Genomic DNA, 12,931 nt, shown 5'->3' with positions numbered 1-12,931 from the left:
ATCATGACGTCTGAAAACGCCGTTTCGCCCGAAGAGCTGCAGGCCGACCGCTCCAAGATGACGGTCTCGGAGACCGACGTCGCCGTCGAGATCGTCGAGATGCACAAATGGTATGGCGACTTCCACGTGCTGCGCGACATCAACCTGAAGGTCATGCGCGGCGAGCGCATCGTCATCGCCGGCCCGTCCGGCTCGGGGAAGTCCACCATGATCCGCTGCATCAACCGTCTGGAGGAACACCAGAAGGGCCAGATCATCGTCGACGGCAACGAGCTGACCAACGACCTGAAGAAGATCGACGAGGTGCGCCGCGAGGTCGGCATGGTGTTCCAGCACTTCAACCTGTTCCCGCATCTGACCATTCTGGAAAACTGCACGCTGGCGCCGATCTGGGTGCGCAAGATGCCGAAGAAGGAAGCCGAGGAGCGCGCCATGCACTTCCTCACCCGCGTCAAGATCCCCGAACAGGCGAACAAGTATCCGGGCCAGCTGTCCGGCGGTCAGCAGCAGCGCGTGGCGATCGCCCGTTCGCTGTGCATGAACCCGCGCATCATGCTGTTCGACGAGCCGACCTCCGCGCTTGACCCCGAGATGATCAAGGAAGTGCTCGACACGATGGTCGGCCTCGCCGAGGAAGGCATGACCATGCTCTGCGTGACCCACGAAATGGGCTTCGCGCGCCAGGTCGCCAACCGCGTGATCTTCATGGATCAGGGCCAGATCGTCGAGCAGAACAAGCCCGACGAGTTCTTCGACAACCCGCAGCACGAGCGTACCAAGCTGTTCCTCAGCCAAATCCTGCATTGATCCACGCGGTCCGATGGCTGGCGGCGTCGCTGCTGGCCGTCGCGACGGCTATCGTGCTCGGCGCCGTCCCGGCGCCGGTCGGCCCCCGCGCCGACACCGACGAACAGGGTGCCGTGCGCATCCACGTCTTCTCCAACGGCTTTCATTCCGATCTCGTCCTGCCCGATCGCGACGGCGAGACGCTGTCCCGGCTCGGCCTCGCGGCAGCCGATTTTCCGGTCGACCCCGGCCGCGTGCGCCATTGGGCGATCGGCTGGGGATCGCGCACGGCCTACACCAGCCTGCGCCGCGTTTCCGATCTGACGCCGGGGACCATCGCCCGCGCGCTGGCCTTCGACACCACCGTCATGCATGTCCAGCCGGTCGGCGAAATCGCCGGCGGGCAGGGCGTCTATGCGCTCGATCTGTCCGCGGCGGACTTTGATCGCCTGGTGGCCGACATCCGCCATTCCTTCGCCAGTGACAAGCGGCCGATCGCCGGCATCACGCACGGTTTCGGCGACCGCTTCTACCGCGCGCGGGGACGGTTCTCGCCGATCATGGGATGCAATGTGTGGACGGGCCGCCGCCTTCGCGGAGCGGGAGTGGGTGTCGGCCTGTGGACCCCGTTTGCCCAGTCGCTGGAATTCGGGCTCGACCGGGTCGCGGTCGGTCACTCGGGGATGCGGTAGCCGTAGAGCCAGTCGAGATCCGACAGGAAGGATTGCGGCGAGCGCTTCGAGAAGAGGAAGTTGCGCACAGTCCGGCCAGGGCCGCTCTGGTGGTAGACCCAGCGGTTGAACTCGGTGCGCTTGGCGACCTTGCGGACGCGGCCACGGCGCAGCCCGTCATAGCGGGCGAAGGCCGGGGTGGGATTGTCGACGGCGTTGGCCAGGCAGATCCCGGCGGCGAACCCGTCCTCGATCGCCATCGCGGCGCCCTGGGCGGCGAAGGGCTCCATGCCGTGCGCGGCGTCGCCGATCAGGAGGATGCGTCCGCTGTTCCACGGCGCCTCCGGCGCGACGGCGTTCAGCGGCCAGGTCGTCCAATGCGCCTTGTCCATGCCCTCGAACCCGCGGATCGGGTGCGTCGTGCCGAGCAGCCGGACCAGCATGTCGGCATCGGCCGTCTGCGCCCAGTCTCCCTTTTCGGAGCGCCCCTGCGTGATGGCGACGACGTTGAGCGTGTCGGCGTTGCGCACCGGATAGGTGACGATGTGGCCGTTCGGGATCATCCACGCCGTGACGTTCGGGCCATTGCCGCTGGCCGGGCCGATGGCGCGCCAGGCGATCCGGCCGGTCGCCTGCGGCTGCGCGGCCCCCGGCACGCTTTCGCGCACCCTCGACCAGATGCCGTCGGCCCCGATGAGCAGGCGCGAGACGATGACGGCTTCGCCGTCGGCCGTCTTCAGGACCGTCGTGACGTGCTCGCCGTCCTCGCGGACATCCGCGACCGCATGGCCCGTTTTCAAAGTGATCGCCGGATTGGCGACGGCGGCGGTGTAAAGCACGCTGTGCAGCGCCGCGCGATGCGCCGTCAGATAGGGCGCGTCCATGCGCTCCAGCCATGCCGGCGTGATCGGCATCTCCAGGAGCATGTCCCCGGTCTGCCCGTCGCCGAGCCGGATGGCCTCCGGTGCGATCGCCTTGGAGACCAGAGCGTCGAGCACGCCGAGCGTGCGCAGGATGCGGCTGGCATTGGGCGCGACCTGCAGGCCTGCACCCACTTCGGACGGTTCCTCGAACGCATCGACGACCGTCACGCTGCAGCCGCGCTGCGCCAGGGCGAGAGCCGCGGTAAGCCCGGCAATGCCGGCGCCGGCGATCAGGATTTCGGTTTCCTCAGTCAATGCTGGCTGGCAATCCGGCGTTGGAGGGAGGGATCAGGCGGCGTCGCGCGTCTCGTAGATGCAGCCGGTCGGAACGGTTTCCTCGGCGGCGAGCGCGGGATTGTAGACGAAGAGCGTGGAGCAATAGGGACAGACTTTTTCGCTGTCGTCGCCCATGTCGAGAAAGACATGCGGATGGTCGAACGGCGGCAGCGCGCCGACGCACATGAATTCCTTCACGCCGATCTCGATCTTGGCGTGTCCGGCGTCGTTCTGGAAATGGGGTGTTGCGTGGCCTGCCATGGTCGTCCTTCGCGCGAAACCTATCTGTGTGCCAATGTCTGCGCCCACACTAGCGACTTGAAACGGGAATTGGTAGCCAGTCGCGACAACTCTCTGGCCTGCGTTTTGACGGATCACAAGAAGCGATGCCCCATTTCCAGCACGACAATCTGAACCTCGCATATTTCGACGAAGGCGAGCCGGCCGGCGAGCCGATCCTGCTCATTCACGGCTTCGCCTCCAACAAGTCCGTCAACTGGGTCGGGCCCGGCTGGCTGAAGACGCTGGGAGAGGCCGGATACCGCGTCATCGCGATCGACAATCGCGGCCATGGCGAGAGCGACAAGCCGCATGACAGGCAGGCCTACGAGCCCGAAGCCATGGCCGGCGACGCGGTCGCGCTGCTGACCCATCTTCGCATCGAGACCGCCCATGTGATGGGCTATTCGATGGGCGCGCGCATCAGCGCCTTCATGTCGCTGGCGGCACCGGACCGGGTCCGCTCGGTCGTCTTTGGCGGCCTGGGCATCGGCATGGTCGAAGGGCTCGGCGGCTGGGAGGGCATCGCCGACGCGCTGCGCGCGCCGTCCATCGACGTGGTGACGGAGGATCGCCCGCGCATGTTCCGCGCCTTCGCCGACCAGACCGGCAGCGACCGCCTCGCGCTGGCGGCATGCATCGAGACGTCGCGCAAGAAGCTTTCGCCGGAACAGGCGGGCGCGATCAAGGCGCCGGCGCTGATCGCCGTCGGCACGAAGGACGACATCGCCGGCTCGGGCCAGGAACTCGCCGCCCTGATGCCGAACGCCACCGCGATGGACATTCCCGGCCGCGACCACATGCTGGCCGTGGGCGACCGTGTCTTCAAGCGCGGCGTGCTGGAGTTTCTCGCGGCGCATTAACCGCGCATTTTCCGACTGTCGCGAAGAGTTGAAAGCGGCGCGTTTAAAAATCGCCGCCGATAGGCTATTTATGGCGTCTGAGATCAAGCTGACGGAGGCCCGCATGGCCCAGCACAAGAAAACCGCCGGAACGGCGCAACTCGAGGCGGTGGACCCGATCTGGTACGCCGTGCGTCAGGACGCCGAAGCCGCGATCGCCAACGACAGGGCGCTCGGCGCCTTCATGCTGTCGACGATCATCAACCAGCAGTCGCTGGAAGAAGCGGTCATCTACCGCATCTCGGAACGTCTCGACCATCCGGACATGAGCGCGGTGCTGCTGCGCCAGTCCTTCCGCGCCATGCTGGAGGACGATCCGTCCTGGCGCGACGTGGTGCGCGTCGACATGCAGGCCGTCTACGACCGCGATCCGGCATGCACGCGGTTCCTGGAGCCGCTTCTCTATTTCAAGGGCTTCCACGCGATCCAGACGCACCGGCTGGCGCACTGGCTCTACAAGCAGGGCCGCAAGGATTTCGCCCTCTATCTGCAGAGCCGCTCCTCGGCCGTGTTCCAGACCGACATCAATCCGGTCGCGCGCATCGGCAAGGGCATCTTCCTCGACCATGCCACCGGGCTGGTCGTCGGCGAGACGGCGGTGATCGGGGACAATGTCTCGATCCTGCATTCCGTCACGCTCGGCGGGACCGGCAAGGAGGGCAGCGATCGCCATCCGAAGATCGGCGACGGCGTGCTGCTCGGCGCGGGATCGAAGATCCTCGGCAACATCAGGATCGGCAATTGCAGCAAGGTCGCCGCGGGCTCGGTCGTCCTGAAGGACGTGCCGCCGTCGATGACGGTTGCCGGCGTGCCGGCGCGCCTCGTCGGCGCCTCCGGTTGCGACGAGCCCTCGCGGGCGATGGACCAGCTCCTCGAATCGGACTGATCCGCACCGGCATTCACTGACGCGAGGCCTGCGCGCGGCGGGCAGGGCGGCGGCAAGGCTTGCGCCCGCCACGCATTCGTGTTTTGCGTGCCGCCCTACGCAAAAAGACAATCACAATCATTGGCAAGGAGCCGTTCCGTGACACCCGAAGAACTGTCGAAACTGTCGCGCTTTTTCCAGAGAACCTTCGGCAACGCGACGCTGGCGGTCAAACCGCGTCCGCGAATCAAGGATTCGGCAGAGCTCTATATCGGCGAGGAATTCCTCGGCATCGTGACCCGCATCGAGGACGAGGGCGAGGTCTCCTACGACCTGTCGATGTCCATCCTCGATTTCGACCTGGAAGAAGAATAAGGCCCGCTTACGGGCGGCCCTGTCCGACCAGAAGGCTGTCGAGGAATGCCGGCAATTCGGCATTCAGCTCGCGCCAATCCCCAAGAAGCCGCAACGGAAAGCGTATTTCCGCCGTCAGCGTCTCGCCGAGATGGATTTCCGTCTCGCAGGGTGCGACGACGGTCTGCGCCGTGGCCTCGGCGTCCTGGCAGCGCACGACGAAGCGGCGGCCGGTGACCCGGTCCGGCGGACCGAAGACGACATATTCGTCGACATAGCCATGTTCGGGCGAAAGACGCGCCCGCATCAATCCGTCTCCGGCATCGGTGATCGGCCCGACCATCACGTTGCGATAGACCGCGTCGAAGCGGCCCGCCATGTCGGCGGTCGTGGCGCGCTGGAGAAGCGAGGCGAAGACGATCGAATTGGTCGCCGGTTCGATGTCGTTGAACGCGCGGGCGAGATTGTCGCGAAAGCCCGAAAGGGTGGGCCAGTGGACATAGAGGTCGAGGCGGCTTGAAGGGCCGTCGCGCCGCTGCGCCTCGATGCGAATCATGTTGGCCGGTGCCGAGACGGTGTCGCCGTCGATGGTGACCTGGAAGCGCTGTGTCGCGGATGTGTGGCCGGCATGCACCAGGGACCGGCCGTAGAGCTTGCCGGCGATTAGAATCGCGACAGACAGCAGCGCAAGCACGCCGAAGCCGATGAAAAGGCGGTAGGCGATGCCCGATATGCCCTTGCGGATGTCGTATTCCTCGTCGGCGCTCGCCGCAATCGCTGGCATGGTACCTTCCACGTGACCCGAAATGGCACATTCGATCTGGCATCGAACGTGCATCACTCGACACCGTTATGGTAAACATTCGGTAAATCGGGAGATGCGTGGATGATGGCATTGATGGTGCTGGCGACCGGGGTGGCGGTTTCGCTGTCGTTCTTTCACCTTGCCCGCGGGCTGGCGGGTTTCACGCCGGCCTTCGACAGGGACACGCTCGACAGAATCGGCCTGTTCGCGGCCTTCACAATCTATTGCTGCGCCGGGCCGGCACTGCTGATGCGCGCCTTCGAGCATGCGGGCGCCGAGACCGCGGCGCGCCGGGCCGGCAGCGCCTTCGCTCTGACGGGTCTCATCTTCCTGTGGAGCGGCGCGCTCGGCGTCGTCGCCGTGGAAAGCGCGCGGGCGCTCTTGTAAGCTGCGGACGGCGCGTGGGAAGACGGGCGCTGACCGCAACGAGAGGCTTGGGGGAGGCGCATGACGCTCTACACACTGGACGGAACGACGCCCGAACAGGCGGGCATCGGCGCTGCCTTCGTCGCCGAGGACGCCCGCGTCATCGGCAATGTGGAACTCGGCGAGGACTCGAGCGTCTGGTTCGGCTGCGTCCTGCGCGGCGACAATGAGCGCATCACCATCGGCGCACGCACCAACGTGCAGGAGCACTGCGTCATGCACACCGACATGGGCTTCCCGCTGACGCTCGGCGAGGGATGCACGATCGGGCACCGCGCGATGCTGCATGGCTGCACGGTGGGCAACAACAGCCTGATCGGCATCGGCGCGATCGTGCTGAACGGCGCGCGCATCGGCGCGAATTGCCTCGTCGGGGCAGGGGCGCTCGTCACCGAGGGCAAGTCGTTTCCCGACGGCAGCCTGATCATCGGATCGCCGGCGCGCGTGGCGCGCACGCTCGACGACGCCGCCATCCAGGCGCTGCGCGATTCGGCCGCCCATTACGTGGAAAACGCCCGGCGCTTCGCCGCGGGCCTCCGCCGCGCCGAGGCCTGACAAAAGAAAGAGCCGGCCATCTGGGATGGCCGGCTCCTGACCCGGTCGTTGGGGATGGGATGGTTTGGGGACTCGACCGGGGACCTGTATTCCTTGTTCTCAGAAACTGCTCGCGACGTTTCTGCGCTCGTCGACGATGTCGACCCATTTGCCGGCATTGGCGACCGACTGGCGTTTCAGATAGCGGTATCGCGTATCGCGCCAGTCCATCACCGAGCTGACGAGATTGTCCAGAATGAAGTCGCCCTGATCCGTGCGCACGGTCAGCACCGCGTGGCCGTCGCCATTCGGCTGCAGCACGACGGTGATCAGCAGGTTCGACGGCTTGAAGCCGGCGCCGATGAGCTCGTGGCGCTTCAGGAGGACGTAGTCTTCGCAGTCGCCATACTTGACCGGATAGGACCAGATCTCTTCCTTGCCCCACATTTCCATGTCGGTGCGCGGAATGATCGTCGTGTTCACGCGGTCGTTGATCTCGACCATCGTCGCCCACGCCTTCGTGGTCATGCGGTCGGGCGCGACATTGCGGCCCGTCGCCCGGCACTCCGCCGGCGCCTGCTGGCAAAATTCGTAATGCCCGATGGGCTGGCTGGTGATGCGCCCCGTCGTCATCGGCGCGGCAAGCGCGCCTATCGTCCCGCACAACAGCATGACCGAAGCCACGCTCGTCGCCCGCAAGCGGGATTTCTTTCCCTGTCCGTCCATTCCACCGTCTCCCAAGTGACGTAACGATGGCATGAACTGTTTGAGGTAGAACGAAGGCGGGCAGCGGTGTTTGAGGCAAAGTCGATTCACAAACGAATCGAAAGCGGATCAAAGACGCGACAAACTCGATTTGAATTCGCGCAAGATTTGATTCAAATGCGACGGATCGGCCGGCTGGCTTCGAGTGCGGTCGCTCAAACAAGAAAAGCGCCCCGCGATGCGAGGCGCCTTCCCTGGAGGTCGGCTAAAGAGCCTAGCCGAGATACTGTTTCAACGTGTCGCGACGCTGAATGACCGCGAATTCGACGGCGATCCCGTCCTCGAAATGGCGCACGACCTGGCCGCGCATGTTGCCGAGCGTGACCTGCGTGCCCAGCGCGGGCCGCACATTGATCTCCACGGCGGCGCCGGAGACCGACAAGTCGATGATCCTGCAGCGATATTGCCGGCCGTCCTCGAGCGTCAGGACGCCCGACGGATTGCGCGGCAGAATGCGCTCGTGGCGACGATCCTCGGGAAGGTCCAGCTCATGCTTGTTGGCGAGCCAGGTCAGCTGCGCGGCGAGCTTGGCCTTCTTGCGCGGCGTCGTGTTGAGCTGAAGCGCGAAGCCGTCGGTGCGGATGCGGGCGATAATGCCTTCCAGCCGGCCGATATGGTCCACATAGGCGACGACGCGCTCGTCGATCTTGCCGGGAGCATCGGTGGCGAAGAACGCGCTGCCGGGCGACATGTCCACGACCTGGCAGCGATACTCGGACCGGTCCGACAGCATCAACCGGCCATGCAGCATCACTTGCACGCGCTGGTGTTGGCGGCGATCGTAATCTGAGACGGGTTGCTGTGCGCCGAGCATTATGGGGTCAGACCGGTTCGACAGAGAGGACAGTCGAAAGATAGGGGGCGTCTGGTTAACGGCCGGTTATTCGCACTCGAATTCCAATGCTAGATCTTGCAGTGTCTGAACTGTGTTTTTACTTCTTCCCGCCTTCCAGCACACGGAAGGCGCGCATGGCCCGTTTGGGCCCGAAAACGCCCTTTCCGTTGATGACCTGTAGGCCGTGGGGGTAGGCGTTCTGCGTGTCCTCCGACCGGTTTCGCAGCGGGATCGAGGGGCGGCTCTGGAGGAAGGCGAGGTCCGCGTCGGGGTTGATGTGGCGCAGCCCGTGCAGTTCGAGCTGGGTCGGCACGAGGCCGAACCATTCGGGCGTGCGCTTGGCCGTCGCGATGCCCAGGATCCGGACCTTCTCGTCGGCAAGCGGGAAGAGGGCCATTTCGAGCCGGAAACCCGAGCCGCCGGTGCGCCGGGCGAAGACGTCCATCACGACGACGCTGTTGCCGTTCTCCAGCGAAGTCAGGATCTTGCGCACGCCGGTGCGCGAATCGGGGATGAACAGGCTCGCAAACGACGCGTCGCGCAGCTCGGTGCATCGAAGCGAGCACAATTGGCTGCCCGCGAGCCGCATGACGATGTCGCCGCGCTTGTCCCGTTCCAGGAGCATGACCGAGGGGAGGAGGGCGCCGAGAGCGGCGGGCGCGATTTCGGAGCGGTCCGGCGCCGGCCGGCCGGCACGCTTCTCGTTCCAGTAAGAATACAGTCTCAGCGTTTGCTCATGACGCATGTTCCGGTTGCCCCCGTCGATCGCCTCCGCGCATGTGCCAGGCTGGCACATGCCGGCATGTTTCCATTCATCCTTTGTTAACTGAAGCATCTTTCGGGCCAACGGGGCGGCGCCCGCGAGTTAAGGTTAACGAGTTGTTTCGATTGCGGCCGTGGCACCGATTTGCGACCGTCTCGTCAACACGCGGACCCGTTTCACAGCACGGACCGAATTGGTGGGTGGGGACTCGCCCAGGCCATTCAAGTCAATGACTTGAATGGCCTTCTTTTTACGCGATATCAGGAGGAAACCCTCCGAAGGCTGCCATGACCGACCCCGCCCGAAACGACACACCCGACGCTTCCGACACCGAACTCCCACGCCCGCAGGAACCGGCTGCATCGCCGCCGGTCTTCAACCTGCACGGCTCCATCGTGATGCTGTCGCTGATCTGCGTCGCCGTTCACCTGCTGCGGACGCAGGTCCTGTCACCGAGGCTGGACACCGAACTTTTGGTCGCGACGGCCTTCTTTCCGCTTCGCTACACGCCGGACATGTTCGTGCTCGACCTGCCGACGTTGTTTTCTCCCGTCACCTACGCGTTCCTGCACGCCGACTGGGTGCATCTCGGCGTCAACCTGGTCTGGCTGGGCGTGTTCGGTTCGCCGTTGGCATACCGCATCGGGTGGTGGCGCAGCCTTGTGTTCTGGGTCGTGACGGCCGCGCTTGCGGCGGCCACCCATCTCGCCGTCTATTACGGCGACCCGGTGCCCGTGATCGGGGCGTCCGGCGCCGTCTCCGGGTTCATGGGCGCGGCCGCGCGCTTCGGTCTGCGCGCCAATCGCCGCGTGCCCCGGCGCGGTTTCGACGGGCCGCTTCTGTCCATTGTTCAGTCCCTGCGCGCGCGCGGCGTGTTGCCGTTCCTCGGCATCTGGATCGTCATGAACGTCGTGGTCGGGCTCAATCTCTTCAGCGCCATGGGGGAGGACGGGGTCGCGTGGGAAGCCCATATCGGCGGGCTCGTCGCCGGCTTCCTGCTGGTGCCGCTTTTCGTCCGGCGCCAATGACGCTGCGTGACCCGTTCTTGCAAATCTTCGACCTTCGGCGCATGCTTTCAGGCGATGTGAGGAGGAACATTCGCTATGATGGTCAAGCACATACTCGCCGAAAAGGGCGCGGACGTGTTCACCCTGCCGCTGGATGCCACCGGACAGGATGCCGTGAAGGCGCTCGCAACGCATAATGTCGGCGCGCTGGTGGTGGCGACGCCGGACATGGTGATCAAGGGCATTCTGTCGGAGCGCGACATCGTCCGTGCGCTCAATCGCGGCGGCCCGGAGACGCTCGACAGGCCCGTTTCCGAGCTCATGACGGCCAAGGTGCGGACCTGCCACGAAGAATCCACGGTGCCCGAACTGATGGAAACGATGACCCAGGGCCGTTTCCGCCACCTGCCTGTCGAGCGTGACGGCAAGCTTGTCGGCGTGGTCTCGATCGGCGACATCGTCAAGCGGCGCATCGAGGAGATCGAGCGCGAAGCCGAGGACATCCGGTCCTACATCGCCTCGGCCTGACGCAGGCCTCAGACCATTTCCGCCAGCCTTTGAATGTCGGGCAGGCGCTCCATCGTCGCCTCGTATCCGCGATCGATCGCTTCCGAGGCGCGATGGAAATCCGCAAGTCCGATGTCGGACAGGCGGGGATGCAGCGAATAGTCCGGCGGATCGCCGGCGAGGCGAGCCCGTGAGATCCGGTCCTGGATGATGTTGTAGGACTCCACCATCACGCCCGTGATGCCGAGGCGCACCGGCTGTTCCGGGTTCTTCTTGCGCTGTGGCTTCGACGAGGTGTCTGTGGCGCGGACATTCATCTCGGCGCGGGGAGCGCCGTGCTTCACGACGCCCGACCGGCCGAAAATGTCGTAGTTCAGGTTGATGGCGACGACGCGGGGCTGCTCGTGCGCCCGGCAGACGGAGACCGGCACGGGATTGACCAGCGCGCCGTCGACGAGCGTCCGCCCGTTGCACTCGACCGGCTCGAAGATGCCGGGCAGGGAATAGGACGCCCGCATCGCGACGGTCAGGTCGCCATGGGTCAGCCAGATCTCGTGGCCGGTGGAGATTTCGGTTGCGACGGCGACGAATGTCCGGGGCAGGTCCTCGATCTGGATGCCGCGCATATGCGCTTCCAGTTCGCGCGTCAGCCGCATTCCGCCGAAGAGGCCGCTGCCGACGAACTGGATGTCGAGCAGGCCGAGCATGCGGCGCCTGGAGAGCGACCGTGCGAATTTCTCGAGTTCGTCGAGCTTGCCGGCAAGGTAGCAGCCGCCGACGAGCGCGCCGATCGAGGTGCCGGCGATCATGTCGATGTGCAGGCCGGCCTCGTCCAGTGCGTGCAGGGCGCCGATATGCGCCCACCCGCGGGCCGCGCCGCCGCCCAGCGCGAGCGCGATGCCATGGCCGCGCGGCTCCGGCGCGGTCTCGTCATCGACCGGCGCCGGCGTTTCGGCAAGATCGGGCTTGCGCCTCTTAAAGCTGGTTACCTGCATGACACGTTCGAGACCCGACATCTTGGTGTCCGCAGTTTGCGGCGAATTGGTGTCAAATGCCTGAAGCGCGGGAGCGCTATTTCTGACCGTAGACGCTTTGCGGATCGAAGCGCGGCGCGTCCGCCTCGTCAAGGACCAGGCGCGGCTTGCCGTCGTCGCCAGTCGCGACGATGCGATAGAAGCAGCTGCGCCGACCGGTATGGCAGTTCGCGCCGTCTCCGGCGGTCTCGACCTTCAGGAGAACGCAATCCTGGTCGCAATCGACGCGGATTTCCCTGATCGCCTGCATGTTGCCGGAGGTTTCGCCCTTCTTCCAGATCGACTGGCGGGACCGCGACCAGTAATGGGCGATGCCGGTCTCGATCGTCAGCCGCAGGGTCTCGGCGTTCATGTGCGCGACCATCAGCACGGTGCCGTCGGAGGCGTCCACCGTCACGGCGGTGATCAGGCCGTCGGCGGAAAAGCGCGGCGACAGCACGTCACCCGCCTCCAGTTCGGACTTGGAGCCGGGCGTTGCGAAGAAATCGGAAGAAGCATCGGTCATGGGGCGGCTCTACGCCGCCCGGGCGACACGATCAAGCGCCGAGGCCGCGCACCATGGTCATGAAGCGGACCTGTTCCTGCGGATTGTCGAGGAACGCCCCGGTGAAGCGGGTCGTCAGCGTGGTCGAACCCTGCTTGCGGATGCCGCGCATGGCCATGCACATGTGCTCCGCCTCGATCAGCACGGCGACGCCGCGTGGCGCCACCGCCTCGTCGATGGTGGCCGCGATCTGCGCGGTGATCGATTCCTGCGTCTGCAGGCGCTGCGCGAAGATGTCGACCACGCGGGCGATCTTCGACAGGCCGACCACCTTGCCGTCCGGCAGGTAGGCGACATGCGCCTTGCCGATGATCGGCACCATGTGGTGCTCGCAATGGGAATGGAAGCCGATGTCCTTCACGAGCACGATGTCGTCATAGCCGGCGACTTCCTCGAAGGTGCGACCGAGCACCTCGTGCGGATCCATGTCGTAACCGGAAAACATCTCGCGATAGGCGCTGACGACCCGCTGCGGGGTTTCGACCAGGCCCTCGCGGTCCGGGTTCTCGCCTGCCCACAACAGGAGCGTCCGCACGGCGGCTTCGGCTTCCTCCCGGGTCGGGCGCTTCGGATTGCTGGTCAACGGTTCCTTCTCCGCGTCCTCGAGAAAGGTGCTGACAATGGCGTCCATCAGATAGTCTCCTGTGGTTCCGGC

18 protein-coding genes are annotated in these 12,931 nt (G+C 65.3%); 9 read left to right on the top strand and 9 right to left on the bottom strand.

What is annotated here, in order from left to right; translation table 11 throughout:
* The first annotated feature begins 3 nt into the window (after positions 1-3).
* Positions 4-807: an amino acid ABC transporter ATP-binding protein gene (locus MRY80_RS18545; RefSeq protein ID WP_293292554.1), complete on the top strand. Its 804-nt coding sequence runs from the start codon at positions 4-6 to the stop codon at positions 805-807.
* Positions 804-1,478: a TIGR02117 family protein gene (locus MRY80_RS18540; protein ID WP_293292553.1), complete on the top strand. Its 675-nt coding sequence runs from the start codon at positions 804-806 to the stop codon at positions 1,476-1,478. Before MRY80_RS18545 ends, MRY80_RS18540 begins: the two co-directional genes overlap by 4 nt.
* On the opposite strand, the gene MRY80_RS18535 is transcribed toward MRY80_RS18540, so the two are convergent.
* Positions 1,460-2,635 carry an FAD-dependent oxidoreductase gene (locus MRY80_RS18535; protein ID WP_293292552.1) on the bottom strand — a complete coding sequence of 392 codons (1,176 nt, stop codon included), beginning with the start codon at positions 2,633-2,635 and terminating at the stop codon, positions 1,460-1,462. The two genes, MRY80_RS18540 and MRY80_RS18535, sit on opposite strands and share 19 nt — an antisense overlap.
* Positions 2,636-2,668: 33 nt before the next feature.
* Complete coding sequence (locus MRY80_RS18530; RefSeq protein WP_293292551.1) at positions 2,669-2,917, bottom strand: zinc-finger domain-containing protein; 249 nt, start codon at positions 2,915-2,917, stop codon at positions 2,669-2,671.
* 125 nt (positions 2,918-3,042) lie between these two features.
* Between MRY80_RS18530 and MRY80_RS18525 the strand changes: the two genes are divergently transcribed.
* From MRY80_RS18525 to MRY80_RS18515, 3 genes are all read left to right on the top strand, one after another.
* Positions 3,043-3,798, top strand: a complete 756-nt coding sequence (locus tag MRY80_RS18525) for an alpha/beta hydrolase (RefSeq protein ID WP_293292550.1) — start codon at positions 3,043-3,045, stop codon at positions 3,796-3,798.
* A 103-nt stretch (positions 3,799-3,901) separates the two neighbouring features.
* A complete protein-coding gene (gene cysE / locus MRY80_RS18520; RefSeq protein ID WP_293293044.1) occupies positions 3,902-4,723 on the top strand; it encodes a serine O-acetyltransferase in 822 nt (273 codons plus the stop codon).
* A 138-nt stretch (positions 4,724-4,861) separates the two neighbouring features.
* Positions 4,862-5,077, top strand: a complete 216-nt coding sequence (locus MRY80_RS18515; protein ID WP_293292549.1) for a DUF3126 family protein — start codon at positions 4,862-4,864, stop codon at positions 5,075-5,077.
* 7 nt (positions 5,078-5,084) lie between these two features.
* On the opposite strand, the gene MRY80_RS18510 is transcribed toward MRY80_RS18515, so the two are convergent.
* Positions 5,085-5,840 (bottom strand): hypothetical protein, encoded by a 756-nt coding sequence (locus MRY80_RS18510; RefSeq protein ID WP_293292548.1) that lies wholly within the window; start codon positions 5,838-5,840, stop codon positions 5,085-5,087.
* 102 nt (positions 5,841-5,942) lie between these two features.
* Between MRY80_RS18510 and MRY80_RS18505 the strand changes: the two genes are divergently transcribed.
* Positions 5,943-6,248: a hypothetical protein gene (locus MRY80_RS18505; protein WP_293292547.1), complete on the top strand. Its 306-nt coding sequence runs from the start codon at positions 5,943-5,945 to the stop codon at positions 6,246-6,248.
* 60 nt (positions 6,249-6,308) lie between these two features.
* Positions 6,309-6,842 (top strand): gamma carbonic anhydrase family protein, encoded by a 534-nt coding sequence (locus MRY80_RS18500; protein WP_293292546.1) that lies wholly within the window; start codon positions 6,309-6,311, stop codon positions 6,840-6,842.
* A gap of 99 nt (positions 6,843-6,941) precedes the next feature.
* Here the strand turns inward: MRY80_RS18500 and MRY80_RS18495 are convergent, their stop codons facing one another.
* From MRY80_RS18495 to MRY80_RS18485, 3 genes are all read right to left on the bottom strand, one after another.
* A complete protein-coding gene (locus MRY80_RS18495; RefSeq protein WP_293293033.1) occupies positions 6,942-7,493 on the bottom strand; it encodes a transglutaminase-like cysteine peptidase in 552 nt (183 codons plus the stop codon).
* Positions 7,494-7,800: 307 nt separating this feature from the next.
* Positions 7,801-8,400 carry a PilZ domain-containing protein gene (locus tag MRY80_RS18490; RefSeq protein WP_293292545.1) on the bottom strand — a complete coding sequence of 200 codons (600 nt, stop codon included), beginning with the start codon at positions 8,398-8,400 and terminating at the stop codon, positions 7,801-7,803.
* A gap of 118 nt (positions 8,401-8,518) precedes the next feature.
* The gene (locus MRY80_RS18485; RefSeq protein ID WP_293292544.1) at positions 8,519-9,166 is read right to left on the bottom strand and encodes a PAS domain-containing protein; all 648 of its coding nucleotides are present in this window, start codon (positions 9,164-9,166) and stop codon (positions 8,519-8,521) included.
* 305 nt (positions 9,167-9,471) lie between these two features.
* Between MRY80_RS18485 and MRY80_RS18480 the strand changes: the two genes are divergently transcribed.
* Positions 9,472-10,212 (top strand): rhomboid family intramembrane serine protease, encoded by a 741-nt coding sequence (locus tag MRY80_RS18480; protein WP_293292543.1) that lies wholly within the window; start codon positions 9,472-9,474, stop codon positions 10,210-10,212.
* Between the two features lie 75 nt (positions 10,213-10,287).
* Positions 10,288-10,719, top strand: coding sequence for a CBS domain-containing protein (locus MRY80_RS18475; RefSeq protein WP_293292542.1), 432 nt, complete (start codon positions 10,288-10,290; stop codon positions 10,717-10,719).
* 8 nt (positions 10,720-10,727) lie between these two features.
* Here the strand turns inward: MRY80_RS18475 and MRY80_RS18470 are convergent, their stop codons facing one another.
* From MRY80_RS18470 to folE, 3 genes are read right to left on the bottom strand one after another with little or no spacing between them, the layout of a single operon-like run.
* Entirely contained in the window at positions 10,728-11,714 is a 987-nt protein-coding gene (locus MRY80_RS18470) for a patatin-like phospholipase family protein (RefSeq protein WP_293292541.1), read from the bottom strand.
* Positions 11,715-11,769: 55 nt separating this feature from the next.
* On the bottom strand, positions 11,770-12,237 hold the full coding sequence (gene hisI, locus MRY80_RS18465) for a phosphoribosyl-AMP cyclohydrolase (protein ID WP_293292540.1): 468 nt from the start codon (positions 12,235-12,237) through the stop codon (positions 11,770-11,772).
* Positions 12,238-12,268: 31 nt separating this feature from the next.
* Positions 12,269-12,907 carry a GTP cyclohydrolase I FolE gene (gene folE, locus MRY80_RS18460; RefSeq protein WP_293292539.1) on the bottom strand — a complete coding sequence of 213 codons (639 nt, stop codon included), beginning with the start codon at positions 12,905-12,907 and terminating at the stop codon, positions 12,269-12,271.
* Positions 12,908-12,931: the final 24 nt, after the last annotated feature.

It is taken from the genome of Oricola sp., from assembly GCF_022763245.1.
GTDB lineage: Bacteria > Pseudomonadota > Alphaproteobacteria > Rhizobiales > Rhizobiaceae > Oricola.
The sequence above is the reverse complement of the archived record's forward strand: the minus strand, read 5'-3'. Positions and strand labels throughout refer to the sequence as shown.

Excerpts from the sequence above, each read along its gene's own strand:
- MRY80_RS18545 (WP_293292554.1), top strand. The coding sequence starts at position 4 with ATGACGTCTGAAAACGCCGTTTCGCCCGAAGAGCTGCAGGCCGACCGC.
- MRY80_RS18530 (WP_293292551.1), bottom strand. The coding sequence starts at position 2,917 with ATGGCAGGCCACGCAACACCCCATTTCCAGAACGACGCCGGACACGCC.
- MRY80_RS18525 (WP_293292550.1), top strand. The coding sequence starts at position 3,043 with ATGCCCCATTTCCAGCACGACAATCTGAACCTCGCATATTTCGACGAA.
- cysE (WP_293293044.1), top strand. The coding sequence starts at position 3,902 with ATGGCCCAGCACAAGAAAACCGCCGGAACGGCGCAACTCGAGGCGGTG.
- MRY80_RS18510 (WP_293292548.1), bottom strand. The coding sequence starts at position 5,840 with ATGCCAGCGATTGCGGCGAGCGCCGACGAGGAATACGACATCCGCAAG.
- MRY80_RS18505 (WP_293292547.1), top strand. The coding sequence starts at position 5,943 with ATGATGGCATTGATGGTGCTGGCGACCGGGGTGGCGGTTTCGCTGTCG.
- MRY80_RS18500 (WP_293292546.1), top strand. The coding sequence starts at position 6,309 with ATGACGCTCTACACACTGGACGGAACGACGCCCGAACAGGCGGGCATC.
- MRY80_RS18495 (WP_293293033.1), bottom strand. The coding sequence starts at position 7,493 with ATGCTGTTGTGCGGGACGATAGGCGCGCTTGCCGCGCCGATGACGACG.
- MRY80_RS18490 (WP_293292545.1), bottom strand. The coding sequence starts at position 8,400 with ATGCTCGGCGCACAGCAACCCGTCTCAGATTACGATCGCCGCCAACAC.
- MRY80_RS18485 (WP_293292544.1), bottom strand. The coding sequence starts at position 9,166 with ATGCGTCATGAGCAAACGCTGAGACTGTATTCTTACTGGAACGAGAAG.
- MRY80_RS18480 (WP_293292543.1), top strand. The coding sequence starts at position 9,472 with ATGACCGACCCCGCCCGAAACGACACACCCGACGCTTCCGACACCGAA.
- MRY80_RS18475 (WP_293292542.1), top strand. The coding sequence starts at position 10,288 with ATGATGGTCAAGCACATACTCGCCGAAAAGGGCGCGGACGTGTTCACC.
- MRY80_RS18470 (WP_293292541.1), bottom strand. The coding sequence starts at position 11,714 with ATGTCGGGTCTCGAACGTGTCATGCAGGTAACCAGCTTTAAGAGGCGC.
- hisI (WP_293292540.1), bottom strand. The coding sequence starts at position 12,237 with ATGACCGATGCTTCTTCCGATTTCTTCGCAACGCCCGGCTCCAAGTCC.
- folE (WP_293292539.1), bottom strand. The coding sequence starts at position 12,907 with ATGGACGCCATTGTCAGCACCTTTCTCGAGGACGCGGAGAAGGAACCG.